The organism is Gluconobacter sp. DsW_056 (assembly GCF_002153595.1).
GTDB classification, from domain to species: domain Bacteria; phylum Pseudomonadota; class Alphaproteobacteria; order Acetobacterales; family Acetobacteraceae; genus Gluconobacter; species Gluconobacter albidus.
In genome coordinates this window covers 60,335-75,490 of record NZ_JOPF01000003.1, presented here as the reverse complement: position 1 = coordinate 75,490, position 15,156 = coordinate 60,335, and the positions used below count along the sequence as shown (strand labels likewise).

Genomic DNA, 15,156 nt, shown 5'->3' with positions numbered 1-15,156 from the left:
TCTGTTTGTGTTACAGAGGCCAATATTAGAAATAAGAATCATTCGCAACAAATTTCTGAAGGAATGCCTTTCCTTTCGCCAGAAAAACGCTTTGCCGGATCAGAAACTGCCCAAAACACATCAGGCTCCCCGCCCCAGACACAAAGGGTGGAGAGCCTGTCCGGTCTCGTCAGAATTGCGCAGGCTTCAGAGCGTGATACCGAGCTGTCCCTGGAAATACAGCAAAGGCGCATGGTTTTCGTCGAGCTCAAGCGAGACAGGACGCGCCATGAAAAGCGCATGCGTGCCACCCTGGAACGTCTCGACCAGTTCGCAGTGCATCTTCACCAGCGAATCCCGGACGAAAGCCGTGCCATCCGCCGAACGCTCGATTACGTCGGAGCCGAACTTGTCTCCCGTCCGGCTGGCGAACAGCATCGCCACGTCCTTGTGGTCATTGCCCAGAATGCTGAGGCCGAACGCCCCGGCTTCCGCAATCGCGCGATAGGTTGCGCTGGCACGGTTGAGACAGATCAGCAGCAGAAGCGGATCAAGGGACACGGAGGTCAAAGCGCTGATGGTCGCGCCCTGCTCGCCTTCGCTGCCTTTGGCCGTCACCACAGCCACACCCGTGGCGAAATGGGACATGGCCTTGCGGAAATCGGTGTCGTTCGGAGTCGTCATGCAGACTCCTTGCCATAATCCGATCGCCAGCGCACCTCCCCCTGCCCGGACGCATGACCTCTCAGAATCCGAGCGTCATATCCGCCCCGAACAGGATGCGACCCATATGATGCTGGTCATCGAACGGACGCGTGCCGTTGAGAGAACGGTCGAATCGCAGTTCCGGCCGGAACTGGAGCAGCTTGACATGATGCCCCACGTCCGGCCGCCAGACAGTGTTGAGCGTCAGCGCGCCATAGGTCGTGGCAGGAGCCGACACAGAACGTGTCGGATTGCCAAGCAGAGCCTGTGCATAGCCTTCGTTCTGCGCAAAGCTGGCCACGAAACTGCCCGTATTGTCCCGATACAGCTCGGCCCGCGCATTGACGGTCAGGTTCGGATGGATGTGCCACCCACCCCAGACAACCGCGCTCCATGTATCGGCGCGCAGCCCTTCGTCATGAAGCTGGTTCACCTCGACGGTGGCGCTCCATTTTTTCGAGAATGTCCACGTCCCGTTCAGATCGTTCCAGTACCGCATGGCCCCGTTGGCCCTCGGCCCCAGAGCGCGCACGGCGTCTTCCGGCCCAACCCGCAGCAGATAGGTGAAGGACAGATGCCCGTCCGCCAGATCATTGCCCGTCACGCCGAGATACCCGGCAGGCCGGTCATTGTTATCCCCCCGCCCGAAGGAGGTCTGGTTGCCGGTATCCGCGCCGAACTGAAGATCAAAATGCTCGTCCAGATGAAGCTGGAACATGCCCCCCACATGCTCGAAGGGCGTGGAATATTCGGTCGTATAAGCCAGCGTATAGAACGCCCGCGTCGAGGGATCGAGCGTCTCCACGCCCATGGGCGACGTCAGAATACCGATCTGCCCGTCCAGTCCCCGGCTCGTAAACCACGGCATATGAAGCGCTACATTGGCGAAAACCGGCATGGCCTGATAACGGCCATTGATCCAGCGGTCAGACACGCCTGCGATCGTGTAACTTCGCGCGTCAGAACCGTAGAGCATCCGCAGGTTCATCCCCAGCCCGTACCCGTCCCCGATCGGATCAACAGGTTTGGTGAATGTGAAAGTCAGCTGGTTCAGCGTCGCCTGATCGGCATAAGGCGAGAGAAGCTGGCCGAAATTGAGATTACTGCCAGGATGGCTCGAACTGCCCATGACGCCGCCTTCGATCTGCGCGCCGAAGGACACATCGGAAAACCACTGATCCGTCCATGCCTTGTCCTGAGTGGGCGCAGCACGCGCCTGCGTGCTCCCCAGCAGAACCGCAAAAACCACTCTCACACCCAGGCCGAAACGCTGCCTCATGCCATCCACCTTCCGGTTGCATGAGGCAGCCCATAGCACAGGCCCGGTTTTTTACTTAATGTTGCTAAAGAGGAATATTTCTCAGAATTTAGCCGTTTTCGGGTCTGCCCCCATCCGGCCATCCGCACGATCCATCCCCCCGATGGCCTGCATGTCGTCCGCATCCAGCACGAAGCCAAACACATCCAGATTTTCCGCCAGACGCTTCGGATTGACGGACTTGGGAATCACGATCAGTCCGTTCTGAAGATGCCAGCGGATCACGACCTGAGCCGGAGTGCGGTCGTGCTTTTCAGCGATCTTCCCGATCCGCTCATCGCTCAGCACACGTCCCTTGCCCAGCGGACGCCAGGCCTCGGTGCGGATGTTATGCTTTTCGTGGAATTCCCGCAGGGCGCGCTGCTGGAAATCGGGATGCAATTCGATCTGGTTGACGACCGGCACTACACCCGTCGCATCCATGATCTGCTCCAGATGCTCCGGCTCGAAATTGGACACACCGATGGACTTCACGCGGCCGGATTTTTTCAGCTCGACCAGGGCCTTCCACGTCTCGACATACTGCCCCTGATCCGGCATCGGCCAGTGGATCAGATACAGGTCCAGCACTGGACGACGCAGCAGACGCGCGCTCTCCTCATAGGCACGCAGCGTATTGTCGTAACCCTGCTCATCATTCCACACCTTGGTCGTGAGGAAGATTTCCGGATGATCTTCCAGACCTTCGCCGACCCCGGCTTCATTCTTGTAAAGCCGCGCCGTATCAACGGAGCGATACCCGAGTTTTACAGCTTCCCGAACAATATCAGCGGTCTCGTCCGGAGGCGTCTGCCAGACGCCCAGACCGATCTGCGGCATGGTATTGCCATCATGAAAGGAAATCACCGTCTGGGCGTCGGCGGATGGAACCTGTGACGACATGTCTGCCTCCTTGCAGAACTTGAAGAAAAAATCATCAGCGCGTGGGGTGCTGGCTTTTCAACGCAGGCTCCGGACGGACGGTTCAGTCTCCGTTGAGCAGAAGGGCCAGCTTGCGGTTGAATGTCTCGACCGTGAAGGGCTTGACCAGAAGCGCACATCCGGGTGCAAGAGCCTGATTTCCCAGAATGTTCTGCTCGGCATACCCTGTGATGAACAGCACTTTGAGCGACGGCCAGCGCGTCAGCATCTGCTCGCCCAGTTCGCGCCCGTTCATGCCACCGGGCATCCCGATATCGCTGATGAGAAGCGAAGGCGGCGCGCCCTCCGCCACGAGTGCCTTCGCTGACGGGCCGTCGCAGGCGCCCTGAACGATACCCCCCAGATCCGCCACCATATCCGTCACGATCATCCGCACCGCCTCCTCGTCATCCACGACGAGAACGCGAAGCCCCTCCAGAAGGCGGGGCTGCGGCGCCGAGGGCAACGGAGGCGGCTCGGGGCGCAGGGTCTCCCGTCCTTCATAGCGCGGCAGCCAGAGCGATACGGCGGTCCCGTGTCCCGGAGCAGAACGGATTTCCACCTTCCCACCCGACTGCTGGGTAAAGCCGTAAATCATGCTCAGTCCCAGCCCGGTTCCCGCGCCCTGCGGCTTGGTCGTGAAAAACGGATCAAAGGCCCGCTGCACAATCTCGGGGGGCATGCCACAGCCTTCGTCCTGCACCGTCAGGACCACATAATCGCCCGGCGGGATCGCCGTTTCAACGGAACCCGCATCCCCCAGAATCCAGTTGGCACTCTTCAGCAGCAGCGTGCTCCCCTGATCATGCATGGCGTCACGGGCATTGATGCACAGATTGAGGATCGCGTTTTCGAGCTGATTGGCGTCCACCCGCGTCCGCCACAGATCCGGCTGGAGATCCAGAACAAGGTCTATGCCTGGTCCGACCGTCCCGCGCAGCAGGCTCTCGAGCCCCCGCACCAGCACGTTCATGTCCGTGGGGCTCGGATCGAGGGTCTGCCGCCGCGAGAAGGCCAGCAGACGGTGCGTCAGCGAAGCCGCCCGACGGACCGCCTCCTGCGAGGCCGTGATGTACCGCCCCAGACCCTCCGTCCGGCCCTGCGCGATCCGCAGCCCCAGAAGTTCCAGCCCTCCGCCAATCCCGGCCAGCAGATTGTTGAAATCATGCGCCAGACCGCCCGTCAGCTGGCCGACCGCCTCCATCTTCTGGGCCTGACGGAGCTGTTCCTCAAGTTCGTTGCGTCTGGTCAGATCGCGTCCGATTGCATAGATCGCATCACCTTCATCGTTGCAGCTCCAGTTATAGGTCCGCCAGGTCCCGTCGTGCCGCCGCATCCGCACATCCAGACCCGCTGCCGGCCAGGGCGTGCCCTCCATAAGACGTGCAAACGTATCCCGGACGGTCCGCTTGTCATCAGGATGACACAGCGCATCCAGCCGCAGCCCGGCCAGCTCGTCCATCCTGTAGCCCTGCATTTCTTCCCAGCTCGGGCTGACCGCGACGTAATAGCCGTGACGGTCGATGATGACGAACAGGTCCTTTGCAATATTCCACAGCCGGTCGCGCTCGCGGGTCCGTTGCAGGATCCGCTCTTCAAGCATGACATTGAGGTCCCGGATCTGCTGCTGGGTCCGGGCCTGACGCATGGACGCATGGGTGCGGTCCGCCACCGCACGCGTGAAGACGATTTCCTCATCCGTCCAGACATGCGGCACGTCATGACAGACGAACATCAGCCCCACAAAGCGCCCGAACTTGAAAATCGGAATGGCAAGAAACGCGACGATCCCCTCGGCCGTATACCGCGCCCCGGACCCCGCCGTCAGGGTATCCGTATGGACATCGGTAATGGCAACCGGCTCACCCCGCCCCAGAGGTGACCGGAATTCCCCGTAATCGGCAAACATCCGTACACCCACAAGCGGGCGTCCCGCTTCGGCAATGCCGCCGACGGTCATACCGGTTCCGTCGTCATTGACCATCCCGTAACCCGCGCCGCTGGCATTCAGCTCCCGGCAGATGATCCGGGCCGCGACTTCTTCCATCATGATGGTATCGTCGAGGGCGCGGAGCTGGTCCCCAAGCTCAACGAGCGCAGCCTGCCGCAAAGCCTGCCGCTTGCTCCGGTCGATATCGAAAACAATCCCGGGAAAGCGCGCCACACGCCCCTCATCCCCCAGATCGCAGCGCCCGTTCCCCTCGAACCAGCGCTGCCCTTCCGGCGTCTCCGCCCGGAACTCGAAACGGCATTTTCCACCGCGCCGCGTCGCCGCCGTGACAGCCTGCACCACCGCGAACCTGTCCCTCGAGTCCACGGCGTCGTAAATGATGTTGGGCATGACGCCTTCACGCAGACAGGCCGGGTCCAGTCCCAGCGTCAGAGCCAGCCTGGCATCGCCCATCATCCGCGACGTACTGTCGTCCCACATCCATGTCCCGGCAATCGCGCCCGCATCGAGCGCAAGCTGGAGCCGCTCGGCAGACTGGTTGGCATCCGTCAGGTCGCGCCCGATCGCCAGCAGGCGCTGCACATCCCCGTCCTCACCGAGCACGGGCGTGACCACCACGTCCCAGAAACGGCGCGCGCCTTTCATGGTCATGGCATAACCCTGAAACCGCGCCGTCTCGCCTTCAAGGGCGCTCTGCACCGCCAGAGCCGCCCGCCGTCGCGGCTGCCCGCGCCACAGATCCACCCAGGGCAAGCCGTGCATGATGATCGGGCTGTCCATTTCCATGGAGCGGACGCCCCCTTCGTTGACGAAGCGGATACAGCCGTCACAGTCGAGAATATGGATGCAGTCCGGCAGGCTCGACAGCAGCAGCCGTGTAAAGGATTCGCTGGATCTCAGGGCTTCTGCCGTCAGCGACGCGGAAGAGACATCCATCGCGAGCCCGACACTCCGGCGCCCGTCAGGTCGGCTCTCGTCTTCTCGCCAGCCACGCAGCAGCACATGCCGGAGCATGGGGGTGTCCTGCGGAGCGTACTCCGCCGCAGACGGATGCGCAGACTGGTACGAAAAGCGTGAGGGCACCAGAATACGGAAACGAAGCTCGTACCCCCCCTCGTCCCGCAGTTCGTCCTCAATGCTGTCATCATAGATGAACCGGTCATCCGGATGCAGAAACTCCAGCAGTTCGTCGATGGGAACACCCACCGCCAGCCGCTCGGGCGCCAACCCCCACAGCCCGGCGAACCGGGCATCTCCCGTCACCATTCGCATCGCAAAATCGCAGCGATAGAACGCGACATCCGCCGTATCCGCTACGCGCTGCATCCGGAGCTGCATCCGCTCCACAGTCGCATGTTCAAGGGTAGCGTGTTCCTCTGGTGTCGGAGGAGCCGCATGTTCGCGCAGCAGGTCGTCCACCTGCAACGCACACAAGGCCCGGACATGCTCCAGCGCCGGAGCATTCTGCCGCACACACAGCCAGACCTCCACGGCACCGGACCGCACGGACAGCAGACATACCGTACACACACCAAGGGACTGACCATCCATAAGACAGGCCGCGCCCTCGGCAGCAATCGCACTCCCTCCCCCACCCAGCACGCGCACACCCTGCGTGTCCCGAACCAGAAGGGCAGCCTCCCCCCCGCCTTCCGCCGCGGCAAGAGCCAGAAGATGAACGCACAGAATGGAGGCACGACCGCCGGAGGGAGAAGGATGCAGCATCTGTGCTTCCGTTTCCCTGTCCGTCTCCTGCACGAGATCCATCAGCCCTCTCCCTCAGCCCTGCCCGTCCGGACACGTCTCCTGCCGGAACTGTATCACGCCATAACAGATCCGCCATTTCCCGTATCCTGTCACGCCTCATCTCGGGCATCGGGCAGGAGGCAGAACAGCCGGTCCGATGCTGCAGCGCGGGGCTTGCCGAAAAACACGGGACGGGAGAAAACTGTGGCGCAACTGCACCCGCAGAGAAAATCCGGAAAATTATCACATATGATTTTGAATATTTTCCCAATTCCATGTTATAGTTTAGGGCTAAAGATGGCGAATCATAGTGCCTGTCACAGAATAGCCCTCTCCCTCACCTCCCGGTACAGGCTGGCCTGATCCGGTTTTTTTCTGCTTTTTCCTGACAGGCCTGCCCTGCGGGTCGCCGGAGTTTCCCCGTCATGAGCGACACAGTGCTCACTTCTTCCGCCACCGCCACCAGACCACCGATGGTCGGCCGCATGATGTTCGCCGTCATTCTGGCCGCGATCGCCGGCCTGATGTTCGGGCTGGACGTAGGCGTCATTTCCGGTGCGCTCGGCTTCATCCGCGACGAATTCCACGCATCCGATTTCGAACAGTCCTGGATCGTGTCTTCCATGATGTTCGGCGCGGCTCTGGGTGCGTTGGGCGCGGGACGCATGTCCTACGCATTCGGACGCCGCCGCGCGCTGATCTTCAGCGCGTTCCTGTTCGTAGCAGGCGGTCTGGTCTGTGCGCTGGCCTCCTCCGTCTCCGAACTGATCATCGGACGCGCGATGCTTGGACTGGCCATCGGCATCGGAAGCTTCGTGGCACCGCTCTACATCTCCGAAGTCTCGGACGAGAGCCGCCGCGGAAGCCTCGTCTCGATGTACCAGCTCATGATCACGTTCGGCATCCTTCTTGCCTTCGTGTCCAATGCCATCCTGTCCTACAGTGGCTCATGGCGCTGGATGCTCGGGATCATGGCCATTCCGGGCATATTCTTCCTGATCGGCTCGTTCTTCCTGCCCGACAGCCCGCGCTGGCTGATGCTGCGGGGCCGTCATGAAGAAGCCCTGTCCATCATGAAGGAGCTGCGCCACGACCCCGAACACGCCCATCAGGAAATCCGCGACATCCAGGGACAGATCCATGACCGCCAGCGCGGTCTGGCCATGTTCCTCGAGAACCCGAATTTCCGCCGCGCCGTCATGCTGGGCATCTGCCTTCAGATCGCGCAGCAGCTCACGGGCATCAACGTCGTGATGTACTACGCCCCGCGCATTTTTCAGGAAGTCGGCTTCGGCTCCAGCGGGCAGATGTGGGGCACGGCAATCGTCGGCGTGGTCAACTGGCTTGCGACTTTCATCGCGATCGCCTTCGCAGACAGCTGGGGCCGTCGCCAGATGCTGATCACAGGGTTCGCCATCATGGCCACAGGACTGGCCATGCTCGCCGCCATCATGTCAGGCGGCCTCGGCAGCTCGGACCTGTCGCATTATCTCGCCGTTGCGGTCCTGCTGTGCTTCATCGCAGGTTTCGCCTTCTCGGCTGGACCGCTGGTCTGGGTGCTGTGCTCGGAAGTGATGCCGCTTCAGGGACGCGACTTCGGCATCACCTGCTCAACAGTTACGAACTGGATCACGAACATGGTCGTCGGCGCGACCTTCCTGGGGCTGCTGAGCTCGCTGGGCTCGGCCAACACCTTCTGGCTCTATGCGGGGCTGAATGCACTGTTCATTTTCATGGTGCTGTTCTTCGTCCCCGAGACCAAGGGCGTCTCCCTTGAGTCCATCGAGATCCGTCTCAACCAGGGTATCAAGCTGCGCGATATCGGCCGCTGAACTCCGCACTCACGACATAAAAAAGGCCCCCGTTCCGGCTGGAACGGGGGCCTTTTTTACATTCGAAGCCTTAGCCCCGGGATGAGGCGATCTTGCGATCGGTCTTGTACTGGCTCAGCGCATAGACCGACCAGATGGCAGCCGGAATCCAGCCAATAATCGTTACCTGCAGCAGCAGGCACACCAGACCGGCAAACGGACGGCCGATGGTGAAGAACTGAAGCCAGGGCAGAAGCAGGGCAAGAATGAGACGCATGGTGCGCTCCTTTCACAAAGAGACTGTATCATCAGTGATCGGTGAGAAACGCACCAGATGCAACTCCGGATCCGTCAAAGGCTCAGAGAGAAGCTCCGACCGGTTTGGAAGATGCCGTCTTGGTATGCATCCACCCGCCTTCAAATCCCGCACGTTCCAGACCGGCCCGCAGATAGGGATTTTTCTTCATGGTGTTCCAGACCAGCCCGCTACGCCAGTTCTCCAGCATCAGCAGAATCGGCCCCTGATCAATCCCGAGCTGCTGCCCATCCACCCAGTAGGATTTCTGATCGGCGAAGGACGGGTTGAAGGCGTCAAGGAAGCCATATTTATTGTAGATCCGGTCCCCGTAGCGGGAACGCATTTCCTTGAGCGCCGGCAGAGCGATTTCAGGCGCAAAGGCAATGGACCCACCCACGGCCGTCGGCGCGATCGTGCCATCATCCAAGATGTAATCCCGCCCCGCGCCACGCGCGCTGTAGGCCAGATAATGGCGCTTCTTGCCGTCATAGATCTGCTGCGCATCCCCCGGACCGTCACAGGCCGTCAGCCCCCAGATATTGGGGCCATAATCTTTCCAGTCGCCCGGATTGGCCTGCGCATAGGCGCGCTGGGCATAGGCCGCTTCACGGCCGTTCTGGAAATAATCGACGTTATGCGCGCGGTCCCAGGCATCCTGAACGCCCCGGAAGTCGATCCAGGATTCACTGTACTGATGGCCGAACATCGGCGCGAAATTCAGCATCTTGTGACCCTGAAAATCGCCCCACTGCCCTTCATAGGTCGCAGTCCAGGCCTTCCATGTCTCGGCCGGAAGCGGATGCGTGGGCGAACCCAGCGCCTGAAGATAAATGATGAGGCCTTCGTTATAGCCTTTCCAGTCGCTGGGCAGGAACGTGCGCGGCGGCATCCAGCCCATGCTGAGCCAGGGGCCATGCGCCTTCATCCACGTCCAGTCGATCCGGCGATACAGATGATCCGCAATGTCGCGGATTTCCTTCTCCTGCGGCGTGTCGCGATCGAAATAGGACTGCGAGAACAGCACGCCCCCCATCAGCAGCGCGGTGTCGATACTGGAGAGTTCGGACCAGTCCGCAACCCGCAGACCGGTATTGGGGTCGAGGAAGTGGTAGAAGAAACCCTTGTAACCCGCAGCCCCCGCCACATGATCGTTCTGCGGCAGGCTGGCCAGAAAGCGAAGCGTCGTCAGCGTCCGGTCCACGGCCTGCTGACGCGTGATGTAGTTACGCTCCACACCAATGCCGTAAGCCGTCAGCCCGAAGCCGACGCTGGCAATGCTGGCAGCCCCATTGGGCAGCGGTGCACGGTCCGGCACCAGGCCGTTCTTCGGATTGGCGGTTTCCCAGAACCAGTTGAACGTGCGCTTTTCCAGATCGTCCACAAAAGCGGCATCTGCAGCCGGAAGGTTTGCGGGCTGAAGCGCTGGTGAAAGCGCCGTACTGGCCGTCGGGGCCGCCTGAGCGGTCTGAAGCGTCAGGCTCAATGCACCCAGTGCAAATCCTGCCTGACAGAAACGGGAAATCCGGGATTTCCACCTCTGCCCTGTCGGGGCGGCTGGAGAGAAAAACGGGACTTCGGAAGTCCGCTGCGTCCGGTTCTGCATGCTCATGCGGGGAGGATAAGCAGAAGGACCGCCCACGACGCACCCACCGTTACATCAACTTTTAGTGATACCTGAAAAGTGAGGAAACTCCGCCCTTGTTCCGTAAAGCCTCACGACAGGATCGCGGGAGATGTAACATTATTGGTATCTGAAATGACACTCTCCGAAACCTGAGGCGAATCTGCCCCGCACAGCATACGGGCAGCGACTTCAGCCGTCACGAATGTAGCGATCACCTCCGGGCGCTTGTCCCGCACCCCGAAATCCCCGATCGGACAGACCAGACGGTCGATCTGCTCCTGCGGAATGTCGATCTGGCGGAACGCACTCTCGAACCGTTTGCGCTTGGTGCGCGACCCGATCATCCCGACATAGCGCAGGTCGCCCCGCTCCAGCGCCGCCCCCGTGATGAGCGCATCCAGCGTGTGGCTCTGGGTCAGAACCAGAACCCCCGATCCGGCAGGTGCTGCTTGCAGCAGCCCTTCCCAGCGGTCCGTGACATGCACCTCCACCCCGGATGGCACGATGCCGAACTCTTCTTCACGCGTATCCACCCAGACCAGCCGCAGCGGCAGAAGTGCCAGCGCGCGTGCCAACGCCCGTCCGACATGCCCCGCACCAAACAGCAGCAGTTGCGGCAGTTTCTCCCGCTCCGCGCAAATTTCCGCCTCAAGGGCTTCGGCATCCTCCACGCGCGCGATGCGGATCGTCACAGCGCCGCCGCAGCACTGGTTGATGGCCGGACCCAGCGGAATATGGCGCTCGACCGGTACCCCGCCAGAAGCGAGGAGCGCCCGCCCCTCCGCCATGCAATCCCATTCCAGACGCCCGCCGCCGATCGTGCCGGTCTGTTCGGTTCGGGTCAGGAGCATGAACGCCCCCTCTTCCCTGGGCGTCGAGCCCCGGGCGCGGATGACGGTCAGGCGCACAATCTCCTGCCCGTCCCGCCGCCAGCGCATAACATCCGCCAGCATGTCAGCCAGCCTGTTCCCGCAGCGCCATGAGGGTTTTCAGAACCCGCTCAGGCGTGGCCGGTGCATCAAGCTTCGGACAGATCCGGTAGTCGTCCAGACTGGCGATCGCATCTGAAATAGCCTGCAAAACCGCAACCCCATGCACAAAGGGCGGCTCTCCAACGGCCTTGGAACGGAAAATAGTCTCCTCCCGGTTGGGCGCGTTCTCCAGCAATTCCACATTGAAAATCCGCGGCCGGTCGGAACAGGCCGGGATCTTATAGGTGCTGGGCGCATGGGTCCGCAGACGCCCGCCTCCGTCCCAGACCAGTTCCTCCGTCGTGAGCCAGCCAGCCCCCTGCACGAACCCGCCCTCGATCTGCCCGATATCAATGTCCGGATTCAGGGACTGCCCGGCATCATGCAGGATATCCACGCGGTCAATGCTGTGCTCGCCCGTCAGCAGATCGACCGACACTTCCGCACAGGCCGCGCCATAGGCGAAATAGAAAAACGGCCGCCCGCGCCCGGTCTCAGGATTCCAGGAAATCTTCGGCGTCTTGTAAAACCCGTTCGAAGACAGCGACACCCGCGCGAAATAGGCCTGCCAGGCAAGCTGCTGAAAGGTCATGACCTCCGCGCCGACATGCACGCCATCGGGCCCGAAATGGATGTCTTCGGCCGCCATGTCCCACTTCTCAGCGGCAAAGACGATCATCCTATTCTTGATCTTGCGCACCGCATCCAGCACCGCCATGCCGTTCAAATCCGCCCCCGAAGATGCCGCCGTGGCGGACGTATTCGGAACCTTCCCGGTCGTCGTCGCCGTGATGCGGACGCGGTCTGCCGTCAGGCCGAATTCGCGCAGGACGATCTGCACCATCTTGGTGTGCAGCCCCTGCCCCATTTCCGTCCCGCCGTGGTTCACCTGAACCGAGCCGTCCGTATAGACATGCACCAGCGCGCCGGCCTGATTGTAATGCGTGGCGGTAAAGGAAATGCCGAACTTCACCGGCGTCAGCGCAATGCCGCGACGGATGATGCGGCTGGTGCGGTTGAACGCCCGGATTTCGGCCTTGCGCGCCTGATAATCACAGCGCGCGACCAGCTTTGTCAGGATCTCGGCCGTAATCGAGTCCTCGACTGTCATATGATACGGCGTAAGATTACGCGTCCCGGTCCCATAAACATTCCGCAGCCGGACCGCCACGGGATCAAGTCCGGTCGCAAACGCTACTTCCTCGATCACCCGTTCCGCCGCGACAATGCCCTGCGGCCCGCCAAAACCGCGATAGGCGGTGTTGGACTGGGTGTTGGTCCGCAAAGGCTCGGATTTCAGACGCACATCGGGATAGAAATAGGCATTGTCGGCATGAAACAGGGCCCGGTCCGTCACTGGCCCGGACAGATCCGCCGCCCAGCCGCACCGCGCCGCCAGAATCATGTCCACGGCCAGAATATCGCCCTCATCGGTGAAGCCGACGTCATAGTCGATCAGAAAATCATGCCGCTTTCCGGTCGCCATCATGTCATCATCGCGGTCCAGACGCGCCTTGACCGCCTGCCCGGTTCGGTCAGCAGCGATGGCGGCCAGACAGGCCCATGCATTGGCCTGCGTCTCCTTACCGCCGAACGCACCACCCATGCGCCGCACTTCCGTCGTGACCAGATGATGCGGCCGCCCCAACACGGCCGCCACCAGATGCTGCGTCTCGGACGGATGCTGCGTGGAGGACCAGACCCGCATTTCCCCGGCCTCTCCAGGCTGGGCGACCGCGGCCTGCCCTTCCAGATAGAAATGCTCCTGCCCGCCAATCTCGATCTGCCCCGACAGACGGCGCGGCGCGGCTTTCAGACCACGCTCCACATCCCCCCGCTGCAGGGTCAGGGAGCGCCAGACCATCGGGCTGCCATTCTCCCGCGCCTGCGCGATGTTCAGGATCGCGGGCTTTTCTTCGTATTCAATTTTCGCCAGACGCACGGCCTGACGCGCCGCCTGCCGCGAGGTCGCCACCACGGCGAACATCGTCTGCCCCCAGAAATGGACATGATCCGTCGCCAGAAGCGGTTCGTCTTCCCGGTGAACCGGACTGATCTGGTTCTCGCCCGGCACATCATCCGCCGTCAGCACACACACGACACCCGGCGCGGCGCGAACGGCATCCAGATCCATCGACACGATCCGCGCATGAGCCTTCGTGCTCAGCCCCGGCACGAGATGCAGCGTGCCGCGTGGTTCAGGCAGGTCATCAATATACGCTGCCTGCCCCGTCACATGCAGCAGCGCGCTTTCATGCTTCATGCTGGTCGAAGCGGCCCCCGGAACGAGATCAGACATGCGCCAGCCCTCCCGTCCGGGCGAGACGCGCCTGACCGCAGCCCGTCGTTTCTTCAAAAAACCGCGTCAGCAGATTGGCGGCCACGGTCTGCCGATACCAGGCACTCGCCCGCATATCGGTCAGCGGGGCGAAATCTTCCAGAATCGCCGATCGTGCCGCCTCCAGCGCGTCCTGATCCCAGACCCGCCCAATCAGTGCAGCTTCCGCACCCGATGCCCGCTTCGGGGTCGCGGCCATGCCGCCATAGGCCAGCCTGACCACAGTGATCCGGCCCTGATCGTCCGTCTCGATCATGAAAGCGCCCAGAACGGCGGAAATGTCCTGATCGAAGCGCTTGGAAATCTTGTAGGCGCGAAACTGTGCACCCGGCGCGGGCTCAGGAATGGTCAGGGCCTCCACGAACTCGCCGGGCTGCCGATCCTGCTTTCCGTAAGCGATGAAATAATCTTCCAGCGCGATGGACCGACGCTCCGTCCCGCGCCGCAGATGCAGCGTCGCATTGGCCGCAATGAACATCGGCGGCCCGTCCCCGATCGGCGAACCGTTGGCGATATTCCCGCAAACCGTCGCGCTGTTGCGCACCTGCGTGGAGCCGAGGCGACGGACCATTTCCCCCGCATCCGGCAGCAGTTGCGCAATGGCCGGGCGCGCGTCCTGATACGTCACCGCAGCGCCAATCCGCAGCCCCTCGGGCGTTCTGGTCAGACCGCGCAGTTCCGGAACCCGCCCGATCGGCACGACATGCTTCAGGCGACGCATCCCCTTCGTCACCCACAGCCCCACATCCGTGGCCCCTGCAACAATCGTCGCCTCCGGATCGGCCATCAGGATCTCCGCCAGATCATCCGCAGACGCCGGAATGCTAAGCGTACCCTCCGGCCCTTCAAGCCGCACGCTCTCTCCGTCCTGCAACGCCGTCAGACGCGCGGCAATCGCCTCCACCTGCGCATCAAAACGGTCCGGCCCCGCCGCCAGCGCCTGTTTCATGGCACGCACGATCGGAGCGTATCCGGTACAGCGGCACAGATTGCCGGCCAGTGCGTCATCAATGGCCTGATCGTCCGCCTTGGCCCCTTCAGTCTTTCGATAGGCCGCCATCGACATGACAAAACCCGGCGTGCAGAACCCGCACTGCGAGCCATGCTGCTCGACCATAGCCGTCTGCACGGGATGCGGCGCATCGGCCGTTCCCAAGTCTTCGATCGTAAAGACCTGTGCACCGTCCAGCATGCTGACGAACTGAATGCAGGCATTGACCGCCCGCCAGTTCAACCGCCCGTCTTCAAGCCGGACGACCAGCACCGTACACGCCCCACAGTCGCCTTCATTGCAGCCTTCCTTCGTGCCGGTCCGGCCACAGTCACGCAGCCAGTCCAGCAGGGTGAGCGTCGGGGACAGATCCCTGAGCGTGCAGAGGTCTTCCCCCAGATAAAAACGGACAGTCTGGCGCATCGGGCGGAATCTCGAGCAAAAAACAAGAGGGGGCGTGCAGACTTCTGTGCCCCACGGCAGACGTTGCCGTCTATATCCAAGATCGGAACAAAGCGTTGCCT

General features: G+C 61.9%; 10 protein-coding genes. 1 reads left to right on the top strand and 9 read right to left on the bottom strand.

Annotation, left to right across the window (positions count from 1 at the left end):
- Positions 1-186: 186 nt before the first annotated feature.
- The 4 genes from HK22_RS02340 to HK22_RS02325 all read right to left on the bottom strand — a co-directional run bounded on the left by HK22_RS02340 (position 187) and on the right by HK22_RS02325 (position 6,620).
- Positions 187-663, bottom strand: a complete 477-nt coding sequence (locus HK22_RS02340; RefSeq protein WP_086648211.1) for a flavin reductase family protein — start codon at positions 661-663, stop codon at positions 187-189.
- Between the two features lie 61 nt (positions 664-724).
- Positions 725-1,963 carry an outer membrane beta-barrel protein gene (locus HK22_RS02335; protein ID WP_086648210.1) on the bottom strand — a complete coding sequence of 413 codons (1,239 nt, stop codon included), beginning with the start codon at positions 1,961-1,963 and terminating at the stop codon, positions 725-727.
- Between the two features lie 81 nt (positions 1,964-2,044).
- Complete coding sequence (locus tag HK22_RS02330; protein WP_086648209.1) at positions 2,045-2,884, bottom strand: aldo/keto reductase; 840 nt, start codon at positions 2,882-2,884, stop codon at positions 2,045-2,047.
- An 82-nt stretch (positions 2,885-2,966) separates the two neighbouring features.
- Positions 2,967-6,620, bottom strand: a complete 3,654-nt coding sequence (locus HK22_RS02325) for a PAS domain-containing protein (protein ID WP_086648208.1) — start codon at positions 6,618-6,620, stop codon at positions 2,967-2,969.
- Between the two features lie 404 nt (positions 6,621-7,024).
- On the opposite strand from HK22_RS02325, the gene HK22_RS02320 reads away from it, so the two are divergent.
- Entirely contained in the window at positions 7,025-8,431 is a 1,407-nt protein-coding gene (locus HK22_RS02320) for a sugar porter family MFS transporter (protein ID WP_077802176.1), read from the top strand.
- Positions 8,432-8,501: 70 nt separating this feature from the next.
- Here HK22_RS02320 and HK22_RS02315 read toward each other — a convergent pair whose 3' ends face one another.
- The 5 genes from HK22_RS02315 to xdhA form a co-directional block, all read right to left on the bottom strand.
- A complete protein-coding gene (locus HK22_RS02315; protein ID WP_062029897.1) occupies positions 8,502-8,687 on the bottom strand; it encodes a YqaE/Pmp3 family membrane protein in 186 nt (61 codons plus the stop codon).
- Positions 8,688-8,769: 82 nt separating this feature from the next.
- Positions 8,770-10,317 (bottom strand): glucoamylase family protein, encoded by a 1,548-nt coding sequence (locus tag HK22_RS02310; protein WP_086648277.1) that lies wholly within the window; start codon positions 10,315-10,317, stop codon positions 8,770-8,772.
- Positions 10,318-10,421: 104 nt separating this feature from the next.
- On the bottom strand, positions 10,422-11,285 hold the full coding sequence (xdhC, locus tag HK22_RS02305) for a xanthine dehydrogenase accessory protein XdhC (RefSeq protein WP_086648207.1): 864 nt from the start codon (positions 11,283-11,285) through the stop codon (positions 10,422-10,424).
- 1 nt (position 11,286) lies between these two features.
- On the bottom strand, positions 11,287-13,602 hold the full coding sequence (gene xdhB, locus HK22_RS02300) for a xanthine dehydrogenase molybdopterin binding subunit (protein WP_086648206.1): 2,316 nt from the start codon (positions 13,600-13,602) through the stop codon (positions 11,287-11,289).
- The gene (gene xdhA, locus HK22_RS02295; protein WP_086648205.1) at positions 13,595-15,055 is read right to left on the bottom strand and encodes a xanthine dehydrogenase small subunit; all 1,461 of its coding nucleotides are present in this window, start codon (positions 15,053-15,055) and stop codon (positions 13,595-13,597) included. Before xdhA ends, xdhB begins: the two co-directional genes overlap by 8 nt.
- Positions 15,056-15,156: the final 101 nt, after the last annotated feature.